Origin of the sequence: Mycobacterium angelicum (assembly GCF_002086155.1) — a bacterium.
Taxonomy (GTDB): domain Bacteria; phylum Actinomycetota; class Actinomycetes; order Mycobacteriales; family Mycobacteriaceae; genus Mycobacterium; species Mycobacterium angelicum.
On sequence record NZ_MVHE01000016.1, the window covers coordinates 13,595 to 36,867 of the forward strand.

General features: G+C 66.4%; 20 protein-coding genes. 10 read left to right on the plus strand and 10 right to left on the minus strand.

Translation table 11 applies throughout. The annotated features are described in order from the left end of the window. Window positions 1-6 precede the first annotated feature (6 nt). Window positions 7-1,110 (minus strand): glycine cleavage system aminomethyltransferase GcvT, encoded by a 1,104-nt coding sequence (gene gcvT / locus BST12_RS12835; RefSeq protein ID WP_083113506.1) that lies wholly within the window; start codon window positions 1,108-1,110, stop codon window positions 7-9. A gap of 207 nt (window positions 1,111-1,317) precedes the next feature. Here gcvT and BST12_RS12840 point away from each other — a divergent pair, with 207 nt between their 5' ends. Together BST12_RS12840 and BST12_RS12845 are read left to right on the plus strand one after the other, a co-directional pair. Further along, window positions 1,318-2,433: an adenylate/guanylate cyclase domain-containing protein gene (locus BST12_RS12840; RefSeq protein ID WP_139801646.1), complete on the plus strand. Its 1,116-nt coding sequence runs from the start codon at window positions 1,318-1,320 to the stop codon at window positions 2,431-2,433. Window positions 2,434-2,463: 30 nt separating this feature from the next. Then, the gene (locus BST12_RS12845) at window positions 2,464-4,020 is read left to right on the plus strand and encodes a leucyl aminopeptidase (protein WP_083113508.1); all 1,557 of its coding nucleotides are present in this window, start codon (window positions 2,464-2,466) and stop codon (window positions 4,018-4,020) included. A gap of 7 nt (window positions 4,021-4,027) precedes the next feature. Here BST12_RS12845 and BST12_RS12850 read toward each other — a convergent pair whose 3' ends face one another. After that, entirely contained in the window at window positions 4,028-5,620 is a 1,593-nt protein-coding gene (locus tag BST12_RS12850) for a phytoene desaturase family protein (RefSeq protein WP_083113565.1), read from the minus strand. Next, window positions 5,617-6,081, minus strand: coding sequence for an SRPBCC family protein (locus BST12_RS12855; protein ID WP_083113509.1), 465 nt, complete (start codon window positions 6,079-6,081; stop codon window positions 5,617-5,619). The genes BST12_RS12850 and BST12_RS12855 overlap by 4 nt, the downstream gene beginning before the upstream one ends. 162 nt (window positions 6,082-6,243) lie before the next feature. On the opposite strand from BST12_RS12855, the gene BST12_RS12860 reads away from it, so the two are divergent. Then, the gene (locus BST12_RS12860) at window positions 6,244-6,588 is read left to right on the plus strand and encodes an aminopeptidase (RefSeq protein ID WP_083113510.1); all 345 of its coding nucleotides are present in this window, start codon (window positions 6,244-6,246) and stop codon (window positions 6,586-6,588) included. Window positions 6,589-6,590: 2 nt separating this feature from the next. On the opposite strand, the gene BST12_RS12865 is transcribed toward BST12_RS12860, so the two are convergent. Beyond that, window positions 6,591-8,363 carry an SDR family oxidoreductase gene (locus BST12_RS12865; RefSeq protein WP_083113511.1) on the minus strand — a complete coding sequence of 591 codons (1,773 nt, stop codon included), beginning with the start codon at window positions 8,361-8,363 and terminating at the stop codon, window positions 6,591-6,593. A gap of 224 nt (window positions 8,364-8,587) precedes the next feature. Between BST12_RS12865 and sucB the strand changes: the two genes are divergently transcribed. From sucB to BST12_RS12880, 3 genes are read left to right on the plus strand one after another with little or no spacing between them, the layout of a single operon-like run. Beyond that, window positions 8,588-10,375 (plus strand): 2-oxoglutarate dehydrogenase, E2 component, dihydrolipoamide succinyltransferase, encoded by a 1,788-nt coding sequence (gene sucB / locus BST12_RS12870; RefSeq protein WP_083113512.1) that lies wholly within the window; start codon window positions 8,588-8,590, stop codon window positions 10,373-10,375. Between the two features lie 48 nt (window positions 10,376-10,423). Beyond that, window positions 10,424-11,335 (plus strand): TIGR01777 family oxidoreductase, encoded by a 912-nt coding sequence (locus BST12_RS12875; protein ID WP_083113513.1) that lies wholly within the window; start codon window positions 10,424-10,426, stop codon window positions 11,333-11,335. A 58-nt stretch (window positions 11,336-11,393) separates the two neighbouring features. Next, on the plus strand, window positions 11,394-12,146 hold the full coding sequence (locus tag BST12_RS12880) for a flavodoxin family protein (protein ID WP_083113514.1): 753 nt from the start codon (window positions 11,394-11,396) through the stop codon (window positions 12,144-12,146). Between the two features lie 17 nt (window positions 12,147-12,163). On the opposite strand, the gene BST12_RS12885 is transcribed toward BST12_RS12880, so the two are convergent. Then, the gene (locus BST12_RS12885) at window positions 12,164-12,499 is read right to left on the minus strand and encodes a DUF1622 domain-containing protein (protein WP_083113515.1); all 336 of its coding nucleotides are present in this window, start codon (window positions 12,497-12,499) and stop codon (window positions 12,164-12,166) included. A 53-nt stretch (window positions 12,500-12,552) separates the two neighbouring features. Between BST12_RS12885 and lipB the strand changes: the two genes are divergently transcribed. The 3 genes from lipB to BST12_RS12900 are packed head-to-tail and all read left to right on the plus strand — an operon-like array spanning window position 12,553 to window position 14,933. Next, entirely contained in the window at window positions 12,553-13,239 is a 687-nt protein-coding gene (gene lipB / locus BST12_RS12890; protein WP_083113516.1) for a lipoyl(octanoyl) transferase LipB, read from the plus strand. Between the two features lie 9 nt (window positions 13,240-13,248). Further along, the gene (gene lipA, locus BST12_RS12895; protein WP_083113517.1) at window positions 13,249-14,175 is read left to right on the plus strand and encodes a lipoyl synthase; all 927 of its coding nucleotides are present in this window, start codon (window positions 13,249-13,251) and stop codon (window positions 14,173-14,175) included. Window positions 14,176-14,180: 5 nt separating this feature from the next. Then, entirely contained in the window at window positions 14,181-14,933 is a 753-nt protein-coding gene (locus tag BST12_RS12900) for a DUF4191 domain-containing protein (protein WP_083113518.1), read from the plus strand. A gap of 100 nt (window positions 14,934-15,033) precedes the next feature. Here BST12_RS12900 and BST12_RS12905 read toward each other — a convergent pair whose 3' ends face one another. Beyond that, on the minus strand, window positions 15,034-15,456 hold the full coding sequence (locus BST12_RS12905; protein ID WP_083113566.1) for an RDD family protein: 423 nt from the start codon (window positions 15,454-15,456) through the stop codon (window positions 15,034-15,036). Between the two features lie 196 nt (window positions 15,457-15,652). On the opposite strand from BST12_RS12905, the gene glnA (BST12_RS12910) reads away from it, so the two are divergent. Beyond that, a complete protein-coding gene (gene glnA / locus BST12_RS12910) occupies window positions 15,653-17,089 on the plus strand; it encodes a type I glutamate--ammonia ligase (RefSeq protein WP_083113519.1) in 1,437 nt (478 codons plus the stop codon). A gap of 117 nt (window positions 17,090-17,206) precedes the next feature. Here glnA (BST12_RS12910) and BST12_RS12915 read toward each other — a convergent pair whose 3' ends face one another. The 4 genes from BST12_RS12915 to glnA (BST12_RS12930) all read right to left on the minus strand — a co-directional run bounded on the left by BST12_RS12915 (window position 17,207) and on the right by glnA (BST12_RS12930) (window position 23,182). Further along, window positions 17,207-18,067: a TIGR03619 family F420-dependent LLM class oxidoreductase gene (locus BST12_RS12915; protein WP_083113520.1), complete on the minus strand. Its 861-nt coding sequence runs from the start codon at window positions 18,065-18,067 to the stop codon at window positions 17,207-17,209. Then, window positions 18,064-18,696 carry a PaaI family thioesterase gene (locus tag BST12_RS12920; protein WP_083113521.1) on the minus strand — a complete coding sequence of 211 codons (633 nt, stop codon included), beginning with the start codon at window positions 18,694-18,696 and terminating at the stop codon, window positions 18,064-18,066. The genes BST12_RS12915 and BST12_RS12920 overlap by 4 nt, the downstream gene beginning before the upstream one ends. A gap of 10 nt (window positions 18,697-18,706) precedes the next feature. After that, window positions 18,707-21,703 (minus strand): bifunctional [glutamine synthetase] adenylyltransferase/[glutamine synthetase]-adenylyl-L-tyrosine phosphorylase, encoded by a 2,997-nt coding sequence (locus BST12_RS12925; RefSeq protein WP_211281268.1) that lies wholly within the window; start codon window positions 21,701-21,703, stop codon window positions 18,707-18,709. Between the two features lie 138 nt (window positions 21,704-21,841). Next, window positions 21,842-23,182 (minus strand): type I glutamate--ammonia ligase, encoded by a 1,341-nt coding sequence (gene glnA / locus BST12_RS12930; protein WP_083113523.1) that lies wholly within the window; start codon window positions 23,180-23,182, stop codon window positions 21,842-21,844. Window positions 23,183-23,273 lie beyond the last annotated feature (91 nt).

The following is a 23,273-nucleotide window of genomic DNA, read 5'->3' on the forward strand; positions in this document are numbered from 1 at the left end:
CTGCCGCTAGCGCGTTTTCAGTTCGACGAAGGGCGGACGCACCACTTCGCACTCCACGGCACGTCCGCGCACGTCGACGGTGATTTGCTGGCCGTCTTTCACGTCCGCGTCGGTGTCGATAAGCGCCAGCGCAATGCCCACTTGCAATGTCGGAGAAAACGTTCCGGACGTGGTGACGCCGATGGCGCGCTCGCCTTGGAGCACCGTCAACCCCGGCCGCAGCACACCGCGGCCGACCATGCGCAGCCCCCGCAACAAACGCCTCGGCCCGGCTTCCTTCTCGGCCAGCAGCGCATCATGGCCGAAGAACGCCGCTTTCTTCCAGCCGATCGCCCAGCCGCACCGGGCCTGTAGTGGGGAGATGTCGAGCGAAAGTTCGTGACCATGCAGCGGATAGCCCATCTCAGTGCGCAAGGTGTCGCGGGCGCCCAGCCCGGCGGGCTCACCACCGGAGTCGGTCACCGCGGCCGCCAGGGCATCGAACACCACGCTCGCAGACTCCCAGGGCGGCAGCAGTTCGTACCCATGCTCGCCGGTGTATCCGGTGCGGCAGACCCGCACCGGCACGCCCGAATACGTGGCATCGGCGTAGCCCATGTAGTCCATGCCGGTCGGCAGTCCCAGCGCGCCGAGCACGTCGGTGGACCGTGGCCCCTGTACCGCCAGCACCGCGTAGGACCGGTGCAGGTTGGTGATGGTCAAACTGTCCGGCGCGGCGGCCTGCAGCGCATCGACGACCGCTGCGGTGTTGGCGGCGTTGGGCACCAGGAAGATCTCGTCGTCGGCGACGTAGTAGGCGATCAGATCGTCGATGACGCCGCCGGAATCCGTGCAGCACAACGTGTATTGCGCCTTGCCGGGACCGATGCGGGTCAGGTCGTTGGTCAGTGCGGAGTTGACGAACTGCGCCGCGCCGGGTCCTTTGACCAGAGCCTTGCCGAGATGGCTGACGTCGAACAGGCCGACGGCGTTTCGGGTGGCGTTGTGCTCGCTGACGGTGCCGGCATACGACACCGGCATCGACCAGCCGCTGAATTCGGCGAAACTTGCGCCCAGTTCGCGGTGGCGGTCTTCCAGCGGTCCCTGTAGCAGTTCTGGCGCAGCGCTCACGGCGTCCCACCCTAATCGAGGACTGCGGCTGGCACACTTTGGTAGATGTCCGATTCCCTTGCTAACGGTGGCGACCCGCGGCGCCCGGCACCGCCGGGCTTGCGATCGCCACTGGCTAACGGCGGCGACCCGCAGCCCCCGGCACCGCCGGGCTTGCGATCGCCACTGGCTAACGGCGGCGACCCGCAGCGCCCGGCATCGCCGCGCTTGCGATCGCCACTGGATTTCGAGGCGCTGGAAGCAGCAGGAATCGCTAACCCTCGGGAGCGCGCCGACCTGATCAAGTACCTAGACGACCTTGGTTTCACAGTCGAGGACATGACGGAAGCCGAACGGCGCGGACGGCTGTTCGGGCTGGCCGGCGACGTCCTCTCCTGGTCGGGACGCCCGGTCTACACCTTTCAGACCGCGGCCGAACAACTCGGCTTGTCGGCCGAACAGGTCGCGCGCGCCTGGGCGCTGCTTGGTCTGACCGTCGCCGGTCCCGACGTTCCCGCCCTCAGCCAGGCCGACGTCGACGCCCTGGCTACCTGGGTCGCGCTCAAGACGTTTGTGGGCGAGGACGGCGCGCACGGACTGCTGCGGGTACTCGGCGCCACCATGGCCCGGCTCGCCGAGGCCGAGTCGACGCTGATCCGCGCCGGTGCGCCGGACATCCAGATGACCCACACCCACGATGAACTCGCCACGGCGCAGGCTTACCGCTCGGTGGCCCAATTCATCCCCCGCCTGGGCGCACTGATCGACATCGTTCACCGCCACCATCTGGCCAGCGCCCGGACCCACTTCGAGGGCGTGATTCGGGACACGTCGGCAAGCGTGGTGTGCGGCATCGGTTTTGCGGACCTGTCGAATTTCACCGTGCTAACTCAGGCGCTGACGCCCGTGCAGTTGTCGGACCTGCTCAACGAGTTCGCTGGGACCGTCACCGACGTGGTCCATGCCGATGGCGGCCGGGTCGTGAAGTTCATCGGCGACGAGGTGATGTGGGTGAGCGGGTCGGCCGGGCGGCTCGCGCAGGCAGCGATCGATCTCGTCGGGCATCCCAGGGCGCGCGAGGAGGGTCTGCACGTCCGCGCCGGCTTGGCATACGGGACTTCGCTGGCCATCAACGGCGATTACTTCGGCAACACGGTTAACCTGGCCGCGCGTTTGGTGGCATCCGCGGCCCCGGGGCAGGTCTTGGCCGACGCAGCACTGCACGAGCAACTGCCGGAGTGGCCCGCGACCGCCCACGGCCCGTTGAGGCTCAAGGGTTTCGACGCCCCGGTTCCCGCCTTCGAACTGCTCGGCAGCCCGGCGGAGACGACGCTGCCGAGCTAATCACCTTCCCGGTGACTAGGGTGGTTGCCCGTGACCAACGAACCGGGCTACCGATCCCCTGCTGTCAACGTCGCCACATCGCTACCCAAACGTGGTACGGCATCGGCGGTCTTGCTCGTCCCGGTGTTATCGGCCGGCGATGACGACCGACCCGGCGCAGTCGTGGCGTCGGCTGAGCCGTTCCTGTCTGCGGATGCGGTGGCCGAAATCGAGGCCGGGCTGCGGGCGCTGGGCGCCACCGGCGCCAGCGAACAACTACATCGATTGGTAGTGGCGTCGCTGCCGGTGGGCAGCGTGCTGACCGTCGGCCTGGGCAAGTCGCGTCCCGAGTGGCCCGCCGATACGATCCGGCGCGCCGCCGGGGTGGCCGCGCGGTCGCTGGGCACCGCCGAAGCGGTGATCACCACGCTGGGCCAGCTGCCCGGCGAAGACGTCTGCTCAGCCGCCGTGGAGGGGTTGATCCTGGGCAGCTACCGGTTCAGCGCCTTCCGCAGCGCCAAGACCGCGCCCAGAGATGCTGGGTTGAGCAAGATCACGGTGCTGACTACGGCTCAGCACACCAAGGAAGCTAAGCAGCAGAGTGCGCACGGCGCGGCCGTCGCGACAGCTGTCGCCACCGCCCGCGATTTCGTCAATACTCCCCCGAGCCACTTGTTCCCGGCCGAATTCGCCAAGCGCGCAAAGGCTTTGGGCGAAGCCGCGGGCCTGGAAGTGGAGGTGCTCGACGACAAGGCGCTGGCCAGGGCGGGCTATGGCGGCGTGATCGGGGTGGGCCAGGGCTCGTCGCGGCCGCCGCGGCTGGTGCGGCTGAGCTATCGGGGATCGCGACTGGCCAAAAGCCCGAAGAAGGCCAAGCGAGTGGCGTTGGTGGGCAAGGGAATCACCTTCGATACGGGTGGGATCTCAATCAAACCCGCGGCGTCCATGCATCACATGACCTCGGATATGGGTGGGGCGGCCGCGGTTATCGCGACCGTGACCCTGGCCGCGCAGCTGGAGCTGCCCATCGACGTGATCGCCACGGTGCCAATGGCGGAGAACATGCCCTCGGCGACCGCGCAGCGCCCCGGTGACGTCCTGACGCAGTACGGCGGAACCACGGTCGAGGTGCTCAATACCGACGCCGAGGGCCGGCTGATCCTGGCCGACGCCATCGTTCGCGCCTGCGAGGACAATCCGGACTACCTCATCGAGACGTCCACCCTGACCGGGGCACAGACGGTGGCGCTGGGCGCGCGGATACCCGGGGTGATGGGCAGCGACGCGTTCCGCGACCGGGTCGCGGCGATCTCGCAGCGCGTAGGCGAAAACGGTTGGCCCATGCCGCTGCCCGATGAACTGAAGGACGACCTGAAGTCGACCGTGGCCGACTTGGCCAACGTGAGTGGGCAGCGCTACGCCGGGATGCTGGTAGCCGGAGTCTTCCTGCGCGAGTTCGTCGCCGATTCGGTGCAGTGGGCGCACATCGACGTGGCCGGACCGGCTTACAACACCGGCGGCGCTTGGGGTTACAACCCCAAGGGGGCCACCGGCGTGCCCGCCCGAACGATGTTCGCGGTGCTCGAGGACATCGCCCAGAACGGCTAGCCGGCGTTCACTTGGTCAGCAGCGACGTCACCGCTCGGCGCATCGTGCGGCGCGGCCAGCCGGTAACACCGTCGGCGGCCAGGGCGGCTTGGGCCGCGTTGCGCCCGCACGCCCCGTGCACCGAACCTCCAGGAGTTGCCGACGCGCTGCCCAGATAGAGCCGCTCGACCGGAGTTTCGGCTCGGCCCATGCCGGCCGCCGGGCGGAAGATCAACATCTGCTGCAGTTGCGCGGTGCCGCCGTTGAGCGCACCCAGATGCAGGTTGGCATCGCTGGCTTCCAAGTCCGACGGGCGTTGCACGAAGCGGTGTATCACCCGGGCAGCGAAGCCCGGCGCATGTTCTTCGATGACGTGATCCACCGATTTGGCCAGCCGCTCGGCCGACGTGTCGTCAGCGACGTTGCGCGGCAAATGCGTGTAGGCCCAAACGCTTTCGGTCCCCTTCGGTGATCGCGTCGAATCGGCTGTGGTGGTCTGGCCCAGCAGCATGAACGGATGTTCAGGCACCACACGGGTATTGAGGTCCGCCATCCAGCGAACCAACCCGTCCGCGTCGGCCCCGAGATGTACCGTGCCGACGCTGTGCAAGCTATTCGATCGCCAGGGAATGGGCCCGTCGAGTGCATAGTTGACCTTCACCACGGGCGGATCCCAGACATAGTGCTCGAGTTCGCCACGCAGGGCGCGCGGTACCGCGTCAGCGGGCAGCATGTCGCAGAACAGTCGCGGCGCCGTCACATCGGCCACGATCGCCCGGCGAGCACGAACCGTTCGCCCCGCACTCGTCGTCACCCCGACCGCACGCCCGCCTTGCACCTGGACGCGCGAAACGTTTTGGTTGTACTCGATTTTGGCGCCGGCCGAGCACGCACGGTTCACCAGGGCCGCCGTCAATTGTCCGGACCCGCCGACCGGGACCGGCCAGCCGCAGTCCTGGCCGAGCATGGTCATCAAGAAACCCATTACCCCGCTACCCGGCGCATCCGGTGGGATATCGGCGTGCATTGCGTTGCCTAGCAACAGAATTCGTGGTGCCTCACCGGCGAACAGGCGATCCACCATCGTGTTGGCCGGCTGCACCAGCAGATGCGCAAGCCGAACGGCCTCGGACGTGCCCAGCCGCCGGAGCAGCTGGATGGTCGCCCGCACCGGCGGAAACGGCGCCAGCATCGCGTCCAGCAGCGGCGACTTGATCTTGTTCCACAAATCGACTGCGCGCCACCAGTTTTCACCGTCGGCACGCTCCCGGCGCTCGAATTCCGCCGCGGTACGCGCCGGATCGCGGTAGAGCACGGGCGGGTCCTCATCGGTTGCGCTGCGCGGATGCCCCACCACCGCAGGGGCATGCGACCATTGCAGGCCGTGGTCCTCCAACTGCAGCGCCGCCATCGCCGGTGAGGCCACTGTCATCGGATAAAAGGAGCTGAATAAGTCGGTGATGTAGCCGGGCGTGACCTCGGCGCTGCGCACCGCACCGCCAGCTTCGGGCTGGGCTTCCAGCACCAGCACGTCCCAGCCGGCATCGGCGAGCATGGACGCGGCTACCAGGCCGTGGTGTCCGGCGCCGATCACGACCGCGTCTGCGGACTCCACGGTTATCGGACCTGACTGGGCTCGAAACGTTCCGCCATGGCCGCAAGACGCAGCAGGCATTCCCGGTTGCGCGGGTAGATGCCAACCAGGGCCAGCCGATCCGGAATCAGGCCGATCACCCCTTCGACCGGCGCCTCGATCATCGCTACCCGGCATCCACCCGGGATTTCGCTCAGGCGCATCGTTATCCGTGCGGCGCCGAACAAGCCGAGTCCGGCATGCAGCACCAATTCCTCTCCCGGGGTGCAACTCTCGACGACGGTCTGGTCGTTGATCACCAACGGCCACACCCCGATCGAGTGCCGGATCGCCGACCCGGGCTCCGGCCACTGCGAGTCGACGGCACGGGTCCGGCTGTTGCCCACCACCCATTGCGAGTAGGTCCAGCCGTTGGCCAGGACATCCCACACGGCCTGACGGGATGCCTCCACCTCGCGAACGGCGGCCAGTTCTTGAGTCGCGGTCATCAAATCCTCCCGGTGTCGAACACGATCTCCGGGGGATACCCGGCCGCCGGGAAAGTACTACGAAACCGGACAGTTCAATTCGCTGGCAAACTTTTTCAGGTTTAGCCGCTCGGCGGCGCGGCTACTTAACCCACGACAAAAACCAACGGGAAAGGCCGGATTGTGACTGTACGACGGTTGATCATCGCGGTAAGCGCCGTGCTGCTGGTGGCCGGCGTAATTGGGCTTTTGGTGCCGGTGACGGTGTCCAACAGCAACGGCGGCTCCGTTTCCTGCGGAAACGGGATTGCGGCGGATCTTTCAGGGGCCAGGGCGGCCAACGATCAAAGCGGGGCCAACATCCCGATTCTCAACCAGATTGTCCCGCACACCGACTTCGTTGCCCAATGTGAATCGGCCGTATCGGGCCGGCGCATGTGGACCATCCCGCTGGCGGTTATCGGGTTCGTCGGGATAGCGGGCGCGCTGCTGGTCCGGCGCAACGAAGGCGCCGCGACGGGAGTCTGAGGTCAGATCACCCGCATCCGGGCCGTACTGCGCAGTGCCTGCGGCAGCACCCTGGAAAGGCCGTACAACGCGTATGCCTCGAAGGTGACCGGACGGATCGGCTTGTTCTTCTTCACCGCTGAGACGATCGCATTGGCAACCTTGTCCGGTCCGTAGCTGCGCAACCCGAACATCTTCTCCAGCTGCCCGCGCCGGTCATCGACCTGCTCACTCTTGTCGATCCGTGCGTCGAAGCGGGTGGCTTGGATGATGTTGGTGTTGATGACCCCGGGGCAGATCGTGGTCAACCCGACACCGGCGGCGTCGAGCTCGGCACGCAGGCAGTCGGAGAACATGTACGTCGCCGCCTTGGAGGTGCAGTAGGCGCTGAGCGATTGCAGCGGCGCGTATGCGGCCATCGACGACACGTTGACGATGTGCCCGCCGGTTCCCCGCGCAACCAGGCGCTGTCCGAACGCCCGGCAACCGTTCACCACGCCGCCCAGGTTGATGTCCAGAACGCGGTCGAATTGCTCGGCGGGCGTGTCCAGGAAGGCCCCTGCCTGCCCGATACCGGCGTTGTTGACCACGATGTCGGGGACGCCGTACTCGGCGCTGACTCGCTCGGCAAACGCCTCGACCGCCGAGGCATCCGACACATCCAGCACGTAGGCGTGCGCGATGCCGCCGCGTGCGGCGATCTCCGCGGCCGTTTCCTTGACCGTGGCCTCATCGATATCGCTGATGACCAATTCGGCGCCCTCGCGCGCGAAGGCCAGCGCGGTCTCCCGGCCGATTCCACTGCCTGCACCGGTGACCGACACCAGGGTGTCGCCGAAGTATCCGCGCGGGCGGCCCACCTGGGCACGCAGCAACGCGCGGCTTGGCGGCTTGCCTTCGGCGAGGTCGGCGAAGTCGTGTAACGCGGCCGCCATCACCTGCGGGTGCGACATCGGCGAGAAGTGACCGGCCCTGATATCGCGCCGCCACAGCCGCGGCACCCAGCGCGCGGTCTCGTCGTACCCGTAGGGCCGCACATAAGGATCCCTGGTGTTGACGATGAGCTGCACCGGCACATCGACGACGTGCACCCGGCGGTTGCCGGAAAACGATCGGAAATAGTTGGCGGGATACGTCTTGACCGAGTGGGCGGCATCGCTGGCCAATTTGTCGGAATGATGGATCTGGTCGTCGGGGATGTTGTCGACCATGTTGCGTCTGACGGCAGCGCTCGACAGCACCACCCGCAGGACCAGCGGCGCCAGCACCGGTATCGAGAACAGCACCATGTAGCTCAACCGCAGGGCCTGGCTGATCGCCCGGACGAAGGTGCGTGGGCGCCACGGCCGCCGCAGACCGCCCAACACGTAGTTGACCAGCTGGTCCTGACTTGGACCCGACACCGACGTGAACGAGGCGACCCCGTCGCCGGCACCGGAGCGGTGCAGGTATTCCCACACGCCGACCGAACCCCAGTCGTGGCCCAGCACATGGACCGGCTGGCCGGGGCTCAGCTCGCCGATGACCGCGGCGAGATCGTCGGCGAAACGGGCCATGGTGTAGGCGGAAACGGGCTTGGGCACCGACGACAGCCCCACCCCCCGGTTGTCGTAGCGGATGATCCGGAACCGCTGTGCCAACAGCGGAACGACACCGTCCCACAACACATGCGAGTCGGGAAAGCCGTGCACCAGCACCACGGTCGGGCCCCCGGGGTTGCCCTCTTCGTATACCGCGATTCGAGTGCCGTCGGCGCTGTCGACGAACTGCTGGGGTGCCTGTTTTGTTGCCGACATTAGACCTCCGAGGACCTCCGCCCGACCCGCGACTTGCTCTTATCTTGTGGTCGCCACACCGTAGCAAGGGCCCCCGACAGTCATCCGGCCCTGACTGTGCGCCGACAAAGGCGCAGTGACAGGATAGTTTCGACATCTAGTTGGGTTCCGCACCCGGTTCGCGACGGTGTGGTAAGCCAGAGATCGACCTGTGCCGACCGACGACGATCCAGGAGTCAATAGAGATGGCCTTCTCAGTCCAGATGCCGGCACTTGGTGAAAGCGTCACCGAAGGGACCGTCACCCGCTGGCTCAAGCAGGAAGGTGACACGGTCGAAATCGACGAGCCTCTGGTCGAAGTGTCGACCGACAAGGTCGACACCGAAATTCCGTCGCCGGCCGCCGGCGTGCTGACCAAGATCGTCGCCCAGGAGGATGACACGGTCGAGGTCGGCGGGGAGCTCGCCGTGATCGGCGACGCCGCGGACGGTTCCGCAGGTGACGGCCAGGCGGCAGAGCAGCCCACGCAGGAAGCCGAGCCCGAGCCCGAACCCGAGCGGGAACCCGAACCCGAACAAGAGACAAAGCCCGAGCCGCAAGAGGCGCCTGCCCAAGCCAAATCCGATCAACCGCCCAGCGGCGACACCAAACCCGTGCTGATGCCCGAGCTGGGCGAGTCGGTGACCGAAGGCACCGTGACGCGCTGGCTGAAGAAGGTCGGCGATTCGGTTCAGGTCGACGAGCCGCTGGTGGAGGTTTCCACCGACAAGGTGGACACCGAAATCCCGTCACCGGTGGCCGGCGTTCTGGTCACCATCACCGCCGAGGAGGACGACGTTGTCCAGGTCGGCGGTGAATTGGCGCGGATCGGCTCCGGTTCCGAGTCCGGCGCCGCCGCACCGGCTCCGAAAGCCGAGCCCGAACCGCAACCCAAGCCGGAAGCTGAACCCGAACCCAAGCCCGAACCAAAAGCCGAGTCCAAGCCCGAACCAAAACCTCAACCAAAGCCAGAGCCCGCTGCCCGGGCCGAACCGGCACCGGCTGCCGCCGCCGCCAAGTCTGAGCCGGAATCCGATGGTTCTCCGTACGTGACCCCACTGGTACGAAAACTGGCCAGCGAGAACAACATCGACCTCGCCGAAGTGACCGGTACCGGTGTGGGCGGCCGGATCCGCAAGCAAGATGTGTTGGCGGCGGTCGAACAAAAGGCGGAGGCAAAGAAGGAGCCCGCCAAGCCCGCGCCGGCGGCCCAAGCGCCCGCCTCGGCACCGCCGGCGAAGGCGCCCACCCCGGCCCCGGCGCTGGCACACCTGCGGGGGACCACGCAGAAGGCCAGCCGGATCCGTCAGATCACGGCCAACAAGACCCGGGAATCCCTGCAGGCCACCGCCCAGCTCACGCAGACCCACGAGGTCGACATGACCAAGATCGTGGCGTTGCGGGCCAAGGCCAAGAACTCCTTCGCCGAACGCGAGGGAGTCAACCTGACCTTCCTGCCTTTCTTCGCCAGAGCGGTGATCGACGCCCTCAAGATTCACCCGAACATCAACGCCAGTTACAACGAGGACACCAAGGAGATCACCTACTACGACGCCGAGCACCTCGGCTTCGCGGTCGATACTGAGCAGGGCCTGCTCTCCCCCGTCATCCACAACGCCGGCGACCTGTCGCTGGCCGGCCTGGCCCGCGCGATCGTCGATATCGCCGCGCGTGCCCGGTCCGGCAACCTGAAACCCGACGAGTTGTCCGGGGGCACCTTCACCATCACCAACATCGGCAGCCAGGGCGCGTTGTTCGACACCCCGATCCTGGTTCCGCCGCAGGCGGCGATGCTGGGCACCGGGGCCATCGTCAAGCGGCCACGGGTGGTCGTCGACGAGGTCGGCAACGAATCGATCGGTGTCCGGTCGATCTGCTACCTCCCGCTGACCTACGACCATCGACTCATCGACGGCGCCGATGCCGGACGCTTCCTCACCACCGTCAAGCACCGACTCGAAGAGGGAGCTTTCGAGGCCGATCTAGGGCTTTGAACAGGGCGCAAAAAGGGCATAGAAAGGGCTTAGAAAGGGCTCCGCAACGTGGCCAAAGCCGTTATCGCCATAGCAGGTTCGTCTGGCATGATCGGCTCGGCTTTGACCGCGGCGTTGCGCGCCGCCGACCATCCGGTACTGCGCATCGTGCGCCGAACGCCGGCCAATTCCGAAGAACTGCACTGGAATCCCGAGAGCGGTGAGTTCGATCCCGACGTACTCACCGACGTCGACGTCGTCGTCAACCTATGCGGCGTCAACATCGGCCAGCGCCGGTGGTCCGGCGCGTTCAAACAGAGCCTGCGCGACAGCCGCATCACGCCCACCGAAGTACTTGCCGCCGCCGTCGCCGATGCCGGTGTCGGAACCCTGATCAATGCCAGCGCGGTCGGCTATTACGGGAACACCCGGGACCGCGTCGTAGACGAAAACCACTCTGCGGGAAGCGGTTTCCTGTCGCAGCTGTGCGTGGACTGGGAAGCCGCGACGCTGCCGGCCCAATACGACGGCACCCGTGTCGTCCTGGCCCGCACCGGGCTGGTGCTGGCCCCCGCGGGTGGCGCACTGCGGATGATGCGACCGGTGTTCTCGGTGGGCCTCGGAGCCCGGCTGGGTAACGGCCGGCAGTACATGTCGTGGATCAGCCTCGAAGACGAGGTGCGCGCGCTGTTGTTCGCCATCTCGCACCCCACGCTGTCCGGGCCGGTCAACATGACCGGGCCCGCCCCAGTCACCAACGCGGAGTTCACCACCGCACTCGGCCGGGCACTCAACCGCCCGACCCCATTGGCGCTGCCCGGATTCGCGGTGCGCGCCGCCCTCGGCGAGTTTGCCGACGAAGGGCTGCTCACCGGTCAGCGCGCCATTCCCGGAGCCCTGGAGCAGGCCGGTTTTCAATTCCACCACAACACAATTGGCGAGGCGCTCAGTTATGCAACCGCCCGGCGCGACCACGATTAGTATGTCGTGTAATCTTCGCTTCCGGTAAGACGGCCGATCAACACATCTGGAGAGACGCGTGGCGCACTCGATCTTCCACGACATGAAAAAGGAAGGGCCGCTCTACGCGCTCTTTCTGAACTGCACCCTGAAAAAAGGGCCGGCGGTTTCCAACACCGAAGCGCTGTGCAATCTGCTCATCGAACGGCTCAAAGCACATGAGCCGGACATAGAAACCGAGATCGTCCGAGTAGTCGACTATAACGTGGCGCCCGGGATCGGAAACGACGAGGGCAACGGCGACGAATGGCCGCAGATTCTGGAAAAAGTCAAGCGCTGCAACATCATTGTGCCCGCGATGCCGATCTGGATGGGAGTGCGTTCCTCGGTGATGCAGCGGGTCATCGAGCGGCTCGACGGCACGACGAAGACGGTGATGTGCGAACGCACCGGGCAATTCCCGCTCTATGGCACCGTCGCCGGCTGCGTGGTCACCGGTAATGAAGACGGCAGCCACGACTGCGTGGCCAATACCTTTGCAAACCTGCTGCATTTCGGCGTGACGGTGCCGCCCAATACCGATCTCTATTGGGTCGGCGATGCCGGGCCGGGAGCCAGCTATATCGAGGCGGGCGGCGAACTATCGCCTTACGTGCGCCGCAATGCCGAGCTGACCGCGCTGAACCTACTCTTTGCCGCAAAGCTGCTGCGGGAAAACCCTTATGCCATCAATATCAAAGAACACAACGCAAAAATGATGGAACGCAACAAGATCAAGATGGCCGCGATGAAGCTCGCGATCGACTACATGCGCGAGAACATGCCGGACTGAACGATCGACCAAGTCGGCTAATCGCGCTGCCAGGGCCAGCGGCCAGTCATCTCGACGGTAAGCGAGACGCTCAGGAACGTCCTGATTGCCACGATGCCGGCTAGTGCGGCGACGTTTTGACCATTGGGCGTGACGACGATCGTCTTGATGATGTCGCCCGCCACCAGGAACTCGAGTCCGATCAGAATCGAGCGACCGAGGTTTTCGCGGAGCGCTCGGTAGGCTCCGTCGGCCTTGCGCAGCATACGTCCGAGGAAGCGCACGCCGGTGACCAGTCCACCGACGATGATCACGGCGACCCCCACCCCGTCGACTACGGTGCCAAGCGCATCCACGATTTCGATGAAGTTCATTGGACGCAGGTTAACGGCGCAGCTCCCGATGGCTGCCGAGTAACCTCGCGGGTGTGACGGCTTCCATCCGCTCCAGCGCGGCGTCCCTCGCGGTGCGCCAGCTCGGAGCAGTCGACTACCGGGAAGCCTGGCAACTGCAACGTGAGCTGGCCGACGCCCGCATCGCCGGCGGCCCCGACACCCTGCTGCTGCTGGAACACCCCGCTGTCTACACCGCCGGACGGCGCACCGAGCCACACGAACGCCCGCTGGACGGCACTCCCGTCATAGATACCGACCGGGGCGGCAAGATCACCTGGCACGGTCCGGGGCAACTGGTCGGCTATCCGATCATCGGGCTCGCCGAACCTCTCGACGTGGTCAATTACGTTCGGCGCCTTGAGGAATCGCTGATCCAGGTGTGCAACGAGCTCGGCCTGGACGCAGGCCGCGTCGACGGACGCTCCGGTGTCTGGCTGCCCGGCCGGCCCGCACGCAAGATCGCTGCGATCGGTGTGCGGGTCGCACGGGCGACGACGCTGCACGGGTTTGCGCTCAATTGCGATTGCGACTTGGGCGCGTTCACCGCGATCGTGCCGTGCGGCATCACCGACGCCGGAGTGACATCGTTGTCGGCCGAACTGGGCCGCAGGGTTACCGTCGACGAGATCCGCCCGGCCGTCGCCGACGCCGTCTGCGCTGCGCTGGATGGTGCGCTGCCGGTGCGTGCTCACCCCGCCACCCGCGCAGCTTCGGCTTAAACTGGTCCAGTGACTGTCGCACCCGAAGGACGCAAACTACTGCGCCTCGAGGTGCGCAACGCTGCGACCCCGATCGAGCGCAAGCCACCGTGGATCAAGACGCGGGTGCGGATGGGACCGGAGTACACCGAGCTCAAGAGCCTGGTCCGGCGCGAGGGCCTGCACACGGTCTGCGAGGAGGCCGGCTGCCCCAACATCTTCGAATGCTGGGAGGACCGGGAGGCCACCTTCCTGATCGGCGGCGACCAGTGCACCCGCCGCTGCGACTTCTGCCAGATCGACACGGGCAAGCCCGCCGCCCTGGATCGCGACGAACCGCGGCGGGTGGCCGAGAGCGTGCAGACGATGGGATTGCGCTACGCCACCGTCACCGGCGTCGCCCGCGACGACTTGCCCGACGGTGGAGCCTGGCTGTATGCGGAAACCGTGCGCGCCATCAAGGCGCTCAATCCGCAGACCGGCGTCGAACTGCTGATCCCCGATTTCCACGGCGAGGCCAGCCGGTTGCAGGAGGTGTTCGAAGCGCGTCCAGAAGTGTTGGCGCACAATGTCGAAACCGTCCCGCGCATCTTCAAGAGGGTCCGGCCCGCGTTCAGCTATCAGCGCAGCCTGGACGTCATCACCGCGGCGCGCGCGGCCGGTCTGGTCTCCAAGAGCAACCTCATCCTCGGTCTGGGTGAAACCCCCGAGGAAGTGCGCATCGCGCTGGGCGACCTGCACAAGGCCGGCTGCGACATCGTCACCATCACCCAGTACCTGCGGCCATCGGTACGCCACCATCCGGTCGAGCGTTGGGTGCATCCGGCGGAGTTCGTCGAGCACGCGCAGTACGCCGAAGGCCTGGGCTTCGCCGGAGTTCTGGCCGGCCCGCTGGTGCGATCGTCTTACCGGGCCGGACGGCTTTACCAGCAGGCTCGCACCCGTACGTATTCTTGAAAACTATGGCGAAACCCCGTAATGCCGCCGAGAACAAGGCCGCCAAGCAGCAGGCAAAGGCTGCCGGCAAGGCCGCCGCTCGACAGCGCCGCAGTCAGCTGTGGCAGGCCTTCAACATCCAGCGCAAGGAGGACAAGCGGCTGCTGCCGTATATGATCGGCGCCTTTGTGCTGATCGTCGGCGTGTCGGTGGGCGTCGGGGTATGGTCGGGCGGGTTGACCATGATCACGATGATCCCGCTTGGCGTGCTGCTGGGCGCGCTGGTGGCGTTCATCATCTTCGGCCGCCGAGCCCAGAAATCGGTCTACAGCAAAGCCGAAGGCCAAACCGGCGCGGCGGCCTGGGCGCTGGATAACATGCGTGGCAAGTGGCGGGTGGCCCCGGGTGTGGCAGCCACCGGTCACTTCGACGCCGTGCACCGGGTGATCGGCCGGCCCGGCGTCATCTTTGTTGCCGAGGGCTCGGCGGCCCGGGTCAAGCCGCTGCTGGCCCAGGAGAAGAAACGCACCGCGCGCCTGGTCGGCGACGTGCCGATCTACGACATCATCGTCGGCAACGGCGACGGCGAAGTTCCGCTGGCCAAGCTGGAACGCCATCTGACGCGACTACCGGCCAACATCAGCGTCAAGCAGATCGACACGTTGGAGTCACGACTGGGCGCGCTGGGTTCACGTACCGGCGCCGGAGTCATGCCGAAGGGCCCCATGCCCACCAACGCCAAGATGCGCGGCGTCCAGCGCACGGTGCGCCGCAAGTAACCCGCGGCCCCACCAACGCTGCGGGCCCGGGTCCATCCAACGTGCAATCAGTGCGAAAATCAGCGCCGATTTTCGCAGTATGTGCACATTGGGCAACGGCTCAGCGCCTAACCACCGCCGTGCCGGTAATGCGGTCCTGCAGGCCACGCCCGTCGGCATCGGTGAACAGCGGCGGCACCACCAGCGCAATCAACAGTCCGCGGGCTAATAGCCGGCCGATCCCCACCGGAAGCCGCCCGTCCACCGACGCCACCGTCAGACCTAGCGCCAACTGGCCCGGCGTGAAACCGAACAGACGCACCGACACCGCACCCAGTACCAGCCAGACGACCAGCACCACGGTCGACAACGTCGCCTGGGAGACGGCGCCTACCGCTAAACCCAGCGCGGCCAGGCCATAGGCGATCAGCCAGTCGATCAGTAACGCGACCAACCGGCGGCCCATCGGAGCCAGTGAACCCGGCCCCGTTCGCGGCAGGCCGAGCGTTTCGCCGGGGTATCCGGGAGGCGATTCCGCCGTCATCGGCACAGCCCGCGCAGCCGCCATGGCATACCAGTTACGATCTCGTCGGCCATGGCTTCACAATAGGGCCCCGGGGCCACCCGGATTTCTCTTGTGGGCGTCGTGGTCACGTAACGTCTGCGCAACACGGGGTTGACTGACGGGCAACAACCGCTCCCTAGCGTCGGCCGCGAATCACCAAGTAAAGGAGCACTCTGTGACGGATAAGACGCCCGACGACGTCTTCAAACTCGCCAAGGACGAGAACGTCGAATTTGTCGACGTGCGGTTCTGTGACCTGCCCGGCACCATGCAGCACTTCACGATCCCGATTTCATTCTTCGACGAGAGCGTATTCGAAGACGGCTTGGCCTTTGACGGCTCGTCGATTCGCGGGTTCCAGTCGATCCACGAGTCCGACATGTTGCTGCTTCCCGACCCGGTGACCGCAAAGATCGACCCGTTCCGTGCCGCCAAGACGCTGAACCTCAACTTCTTCGTGCATGACCCGTTCACCCTCGAGCCGTACTCGCGTGACCCGCGCAACGTCGCTCGCAAGGCCGAGAACTACTTGGTCAGCACCGGCATCGCCGACACCGCGTACTTCGGCGCCGAGGCCGAGTTCTACATCTTCGACTCGGTGAGCTTCGATTCGCGCACCAACGGCTCGTTCTACGAGGTGGACGCGATCTCCGGGTGGTGGAACACCGGCTCGCCGACCGAGGAGGATGGCAGCCCCAACCGCGGATACAAGGTGCGCCCCAAGGGCGGCTACTTCCCGGTGGCCCCGGTCGACCACTACGTCGACCTGCGCGACACCATGCTGACCAACCTGATCAACGCCGGCTTCAGCCTGGAGAAGGGCCACCACGAGGTGGGCACCGGCGGTCAGGCCGAGATCAACTACAAGTTCAACACGCTGCTGCACGCCGCCGACGACATGCAGCTGTACAAGTACATCGTCAAGAACACCGCGTGGCAGGCCGGCAAGACCGTGACGTTCATGCCCAAGCCGCTGTTCGGCGACAACGGCTCGGGTATGCACACCCACCAGTCGCTGTGGAAGGACGGCAGCCCGCTGATGTACGACGAGACGGGCTACGCCGGTCTGTCGGACACCGCGCGCCACTACATCGGCGGCCTGCTGCACCACGCGCCCTCGCTGCTGGCGTTCACCAACCCGACGGTGAACTCCTACAAGCGACTGGTTCCCGGCTACGAGGCGCCGATCAACCTGGTGTACAGCCAGCGCAACCGTTCGGCGTGTGTGCGTATCCCCATCACCGGCAGCAACCCCAAGGCCAAGCGGCTGGAGTTCCGTTGCCCCGACTCGTCGGGCAACCCGTACCTGGCGTTCTCGGCCATGCTGATGGCCGGCCTGGACGGCATCCGGAACAAGATCGAGCCGCAGGCGCCGGTCGACAAGGACCTCTACGAGCTGCCGCCGGAGGAGGCTGCGAACATTCCGCAGGCTCCCACCCAGCTGGCCGCGGTGATCGACCGGCTCGAGGCTGACCACGAATACCTCACCGAGGGCGGCGTTTTCACGTCCGACCTGATCGAGACATGGATCAGCTTCAAGCGCGAGAACGAGATTGAGCCGGTCAACATCCGGCCGCACCCCTACGAATTCGCGTTGTACTACGACGTATAAGTCACGGACACAGACAACCCGCCTGGCCACGCGCCGGGCGGGTTGTTCTGTCTTCCGGGCTATCCGTCAGCGAGATATAACGTGGGGCGCGCTCCCGCGGCGAGTCGTGTGCCTCAGTTATGTGTCGAGCGCGAGGTCCTTGCGGAAGCGCGCCATGCCATCGATCTTCTCGTCCAAACTGGCGCCCGGCCCGGCGTAGAACATCCACGGCATGGTGATGATGCCGGTGATGCCGGCATCCTCGGCGCGCCGATAGTCGGCCACCGTGAAGGCGTCAGTCAGCGGCGTCAGAATCGTGAAATCGTCTAGCGACAAACCGTTTTCGCTGCGCAATTCGCGCAGCCGGCCCACCGCGTCGATGGCGCGACCGGTCTTGATCAGATCCCCAATCCAGCCGTCGTGGCGGGCGGCACGGCGCAACGCGATCTCACTGAGCCCACCTACGTAAACGGGTATCGGCGGCGGGGTGGGCTGCATCTCGAGCCTCGGTGCCTGATAGAACTCGCCGTCGAATTCGCTCCAGCCGGCAGACCACAGCTCCCGCATCAGTGCGAGCATTTCGTCGGTGCGTTTGCCGCGGGCCTCGAATTGCTCGCCCATCAACGCGAACTCCTCGCGGCACCAGCCGACACCGATGCCCAGCTCGACCCGGCCCGACGCCAGAACTGCCGCGGTGCCAATGGCTTTGGCCGCCGAATACGGATTGCGCATCGCCGGAATGTAGACCGTGGTGACAAACCGCAGCCGCGTCGTGACCTGGGCAAGCGCCCCGACGAGCACCCAGGGATCGGGCCAGTCGGTGAAGGGCTGCCACCGTCGTTGGCCGTCTTTGGTGTACGGGTACGGGGTGTCCAGCGTCTCCAAATTGACGACGTGGTCGGGGATCCCGATGCCGTCGTAGCCGAGTTCGTCTGCGGCCTTGGCTATTTCGATGATCTCGGCGGTGTCGAGGAAGGCGCTGCTGACGTAGAACTTCATTCGGCTTCCCGGGCCCACGCGGGCTTGATGAAAACCCCTTCGGCTTCTACCGTCACGCCGGAATCGTCCGAAATGAACCCGCGCGCAAAGGCTTTCACGCCCTCCACGCGGTCGATCCAGGCTTCGGAGCGCAGCGGACCCAGTGGCGTGCCGCGCAGGTACTTCAACGTGATGGTTCCGGTGTACAGCGGTTTGGTCATGCCCTGACTGGCCGCCTCGCCGAGCATGTGGTCGAGCACCAGGGCAGAGACACCGCCGTGCACCAGGCCGGGCGGACCCTCGTATGCCGACCCCAGCACGAACTCGCTCCAGCACCGCGCGCCACCCTGGTGCTGGACGACCAGCGGCGGCGCAACCGGATTGCACAGCCCGATCGCCGCGTTGCCCAGCGGCAACGGACGGCCGTCGACGACATAGCTCATTCGAAAGGGCCGGGTCCGCTGACGCAGGGATCGAGTCACGGCCTCGATTGCGCTGCGCGCCTCGGCGATCACCTCGTCTTCGGCCTGGGTCCAGATGGTGGCGTCGATGAGCTCCCGAACGGCATCGGCCAGCGGGGCATACACGGTGGTCACCCGCTCCAGCTCGTCCTCGCTCAGGACCTCAAACGTGGCGTCCAATCCGGCCATCCTCTCTTATTCAAGTCCCGAATACCTTGCGCACCACCGCTTTTGCCCGACGGGTGACCCGCAGATAGTTGTCCAGGAATTCACCGCCGTCGTCGTTTGGCCAGCCCGCCGCGACCGCGACCGCGTTGAGCTGCCGCCCGGGCCCGGGCAGCTGGTCGGTGGGTCGGCCACGCACCAGCACCAGCGCGTTGCGGGCCCGGGTGGCGGTCAGCCAGGCCTGGCGCAGCAGATCCACCTCGTCCTCGGGCACCAGGCCGGCGGCGGCGATCGCGTCTAACGACTGCAGCGTCGAGGTGTTGTGCAGAGCCGGGATCTCGTGCGCATGGCGCAGCTGCATCAGCTGCACGGTCCATTCGATATCGGCCAGCCCGCCGCGGCCCAGCTTGGTGTGCGTGTTGGGGTCGGCCCCACGCGGCAACCGTTCGGACTCGACGCGTGCCTTGATGCGACGAATCTCGCGCACCGCCTCGGCCGAAACCCCGCCTGGCGGGTAGCGCGTCTTATCGGCCAGCAGCAGGAACCGCTGCCCCAGCTCCGCATCGCCGGCGACCGCATGCGCGCGCAGCAGGGCCTGGATCTCCCACGGCTGCGCCCAATTCTCGTAATAGGCCGCATACGAAGCCAGGGTGCGCACCAGCGGACCGTTGCGCCCCTCCGGACGTAGATTGGCGTCCACCTCCAGCGGCGGGTCGACGCTGGGTGTTCCCAACTGCGTGCGAACCTGTTCGGCGATCGACGTCGACCACTTCACCGCCTGCGAATCATCCACGCCGCCGGCCGGCTCGCAGACGAACATCACGTCGGCGTCCGATCCGTAGCCCAGCTCGGCGCCACCCAGCCGGCCCATGCCGATGACCGAAATAGCCGCCGGTGCCCGGCCGTCTGCGGGAAGGCTGTTCCGGATCACCGCATCAAGGGCGGCTTGCAATACCGCCACCCACACCGAGGTGAGCGCCCGGCAGACGTCGATCACCTCGAGCAGTCCCAGCAAGTCCGCGGAACCGATGCGGGCCAGTTCTCGACGGCGCAGCGTGCGCGCGGCGGCGATCGCGCGATCTGCCTCGGAATGGCGGCCGGCCGAGGCGATCAGCGCTCGGGCCACCGCCTCTGGTCCGGTCTCGAGCAACTTCGGTCCCGACGGCCCGTCGCCGTAATGCTGGATCACCTCCGGTGCGCGCATCAGCAGGTCCGGGACGTAGGCGGAGGTGCCGAGCACGTGCATGAGCCGCCTGGCTACCGCGGGCCTGTCGCGCAGGGTCGCCAGGTACCAGCTTTGGGTGGCCAGGCTTTCGCTGAGTCGCCGGTAGGCCAGCAGCCCGCCGTCGGGATCCGGCGCATAGGACATCCAGTCCAGCAACCTGGGCAGCAGCACCGACTGCACCCGTCCGCGCCGTCCGCTCTGATTGACCAGCGCCGACATGTGTTTCAGGGCGGTCTGCGGACCCTCGTAACCCAGGGCGGCCAGCTGACGCTCGGCGGCCTCCGACGTCATGCCGTGGGCGATCTCCAGGCCGGCGTGCCCGACCGATTCCAGCAGCGGCTGATAGAACAGCTTGGAGTGCAGGCGCGACACCCGCACGTTCTGGTGCTTGAGTTCCTCACGCAATACCCCGGCCGCGTCGTGGCGGCCGTCGGGCCGGATGTGGGCGGCACGCGCCAGCCACCGCACCGCCTCTTCGTCGTCGGGCTCGGGCAGCAGGTGGGTGCGTTTGAGCCGTTGCAGCTGCAGCCGGTGTTCGAGCAGACGGAGGAACTCATAGGAGGCGGTCAGGTTCGCCGCGTCCTCACGTCCGATGTACCCGCCTTCGCTCAGCGCCGCCACCGCGTCCACCGTCGACGCCACATGCAGCGACTCGTCGCGCCGGCCGTGTACCAGCTGCAAGAGCTGCACGGCGAACTCGACGTCGCGCAGGCCGCCACTGCCGAGTTTGAGTTCCCGGCCGCGAACTTCGGCGGGTACCAGCTGTTCGACGCGGCGCCGCATGGCCTGCACCTCGACCACGAAGTCTTCCCGCTCGCATGCCGTCCAGACCATCGGCATGAGCGCCGTCACGTAGCGCTCGCCGAGTTCTGGGTCGCCGGCCGCCGGGCGGGCCTTCAGCAACGCCTGGAACTCCCAGGTCTTGGCCCAGCGCTGGTAGTAGGCGAGGTGCGATTCCAGCGTGCGGACCAGCTCGCCGCTGCGGCCTTCCGGGCGCAGCGCGGCATCCACCTCGAAGAACGCGGTCGAGGCCACCCGCATCATCTCGCCGGCGACACGAATGCTCAGTGGGTCGGCGCGCTCGGCGACGAAGATCACGTCGACGTCGCTGACGTAATTCAGTTCGCGCGCACCGCATTTGCCCATCGCGATGACGGCTAGGCGCGGCCGTTCGCGGTCCCCGCACACGGTGTCTTCGGCCACCCGCAGCGCCGCCATCAGGGCGGCGTCCGCGGTGTCGGCCAACTGCGCGGCGACCGTGGTGAACGGCAGCACCGGCTCGTCCTCGACTGTCGCGGCCAGGTCGAGTGCGGCCAGCACCAGCAGTTGGTCGCGGTAACGGGCGCGCAATCGGTGCAGCAGCGAGTTCGGCTCCTCCGCCGACTGCTCGATGCAGTCGATGAACGACTGGCGCAGCTGATCACGGCTGGGCAGATTCACCTTGCCGCGCAACAGCTTCCACGATTGCGGGTTGGCCACCAGGTGGTCACCCAACGCCAGCGATGCACCCAGCACGGCGAACAGCCGGCCGCGCAGACTGCGTTCGCTGAGCACGGCCGCGTTCAGCTCGTCCCATCCGGTGTCCGGGTTCTCGGCCAGGCGGACCATGGCGCGCAGCGCGGCATCGGCGTCGGCGGCCCGCGACAGCGACCAGAGCAGGTCGATGTGGGCCTCGTCGTCGCGATCGGTCCAGCCCAGTTGCGCCAGCCGCGCCTCGGCCTGGGCATCGACCAAGCCAAGCCGGCCGACGCTGGGCAGCTTGGGTCGCTGCGTGGCGGGTTTGGTCACGACATGACGGTAGCGCAAGCCGCGACCGTCCAAATGCGGTCTAGAGTGGGATTGCCCAGCTCCTTACTCGCGCCGTTCCGGCGCTCCCCGTCGCCGGGCTAGAGCCGGATTGCCCGGCTCCTTACTCGCGCCGTTCCGGCGCTCGCCGTCGCCGAGCTAGAGCGACAGGTAGGTGCTCAGCTCGTACGGCGTGACGTGGCTGCGGTAGTTGGCCCACTCGGTGCGCTTGTTGCGCAGGAAGAAATCAAAAACGTGCTCCCCCAACGCCTCCGCGACGAGCTCGGAAGCTTCCATGGCGCGCAGCGCACTGTCCAGGCTGGACGGCAGCTCCCGATAGCCCATAGTGCGGCGTTCCTCTGGGGTCAGATCCCAGACGTTGTCCTCGGCCTGCGGCCCCAGCACGTAACCCTTCTCCACGCCGCGCAGACCGGCCGCCAATAGGACGGCAAACGTCAAGTACGGGTTGCACGCCGAGTCGGGGCTGCGTACCTCGATCCGCCGCGACGAGGTCTTGTGCGGCGTGTACATCGGCACCCGTACCAGGGCGGACCGGTTGGCCGCCCCCCACGACGCCGCGGTGGGCGCCTCGCCGCCCTGCACCAGCCGCTTGTAGGAGTTGACCCATTGGTTGGTGACCGCGCTGATCTCCGAGGCGTGCTCGAGGATCCCGGCGATGAAGGACTTGCCGACTTCGGACAGCTGCAGCGGATCGTCGTCGCTGTGGAAGGCGTTGACGTCGCCCTCGAACAGGCTCATGTGGGTGTGCATCGCCGAGCCCGGGTGCTGCCCGAACGGCTTTGGCATGAACGACGCCCGCGCACCCTCCTCGAGCGCGACCTCCTTGATGACGTACCGGAACGTCATCACGTTGTCGGCCATCGACAGCGCGTCGGCGAAGCGCAGGTCGATCTCCTGCTGGCCGGGCGCACCCTCGTGGTGGCTGAACTCCACCGAGATACCCATGAACTCCAGCGCGTCGATCGCGTGCCGGCGAAAGTTCGAGGCCGAGTCGTGCACCGCTTGGTCGAAGTAGCCGGCGTTGTCCACCGGAACGGGCACCGAACCGTCGTCCGGGCCGGACTTCAACAAAAAGAACTCGATCTCTGGATGCACGTAGCAGGAGAAACCGAGTTCGTTGGCCTTGGTGAGCTGGCGCCGCAGCACATGACGCGGGTCCGCCCACGAGGGCGAGCCGTCCGGCATGGTGATGTCGCAGAACATCCGCGCCGAGTGGTGATGGCCGGAAGCGGTGGCCCAGGGCAACACCTGGAAGGTCGACGGATCCGGGTGCGCCACGGTGTCGGATTCGGATACCCGTGCAAAGCCCTCGATCGACGATCCGTCGAAGCCGATGCCTTCCTCGAACGCGCCTTCGAGCTCCGCGGGTGCGATCGCAACCGATTTGAGGAAACCGAGCACATCTGTGAACCAGAGCCGGACGAAGCGGATGTCCCGTTCTTCCAGGGTGCGGAGGACGAATTCCTTCTGTCGGTCCATACCCGAACAGTAGGCACGTTCTGTTAATTCCGTGTTACGGCCGCCCGGTCAGACGCGTTGCAAGCTGCTAAGACACCGGATTTGCATCCCG

Coding starts and splice junctions, on each gene's coding strand:
- BST12_RS12855 (WP_083113509.1), bottom strand. CDS start 6,081: ATGACCGCGACTCAAGAACTGGCCGCCGTTCGCGAGGTGGAGGCATCC.
- BST12_RS12865 (WP_083113511.1), bottom strand. CDS start 8,363: ATGTCGGCAACAAAACAGGCACCCCAGCAGTTCGTCGACAGCGCCGAC.
- sucB (WP_083113512.1), top strand. CDS start 8,588: ATGGCCTTCTCAGTCCAGATGCCGGCACTTGGTGAAAGCGTCACCGAA.
- BST12_RS12885 (WP_083113515.1), bottom strand. CDS start 12,499: ATGAACTTCATCGAAATCGTGGATGCGCTTGGCACCGTAGTCGACGGG.
- BST12_RS12900 (WP_083113518.1), top strand. CDS start 14,181: ATGGCGAAACCCCGTAATGCCGCCGAGAACAAGGCCGCCAAGCAGCAG.
- BST12_RS12905 (WP_083113566.1), bottom strand. CDS start 15,456: ATGACGGCGGAATCGCCTCCCGGATACCCCGGCGAAACGCTCGGCCTG.
- BST12_RS12915 (WP_083113520.1), bottom strand. CDS start 18,067: ATGAAGTTCTACGTCAGCAGCGCCTTCCTCGACACCGCCGAGATCATC.
- BST12_RS12920 (WP_083113521.1), bottom strand. CDS start 18,696: ATGGCCGGATTGGACGCCACGTTTGAGGTCCTGAGCGAGGACGAGCTG.
- glnA (WP_083113523.1), bottom strand. CDS start 23,182: ATGGACCGACAGAAGGAATTCGTCCTCCGCACCCTGGAAGAACGGGAC.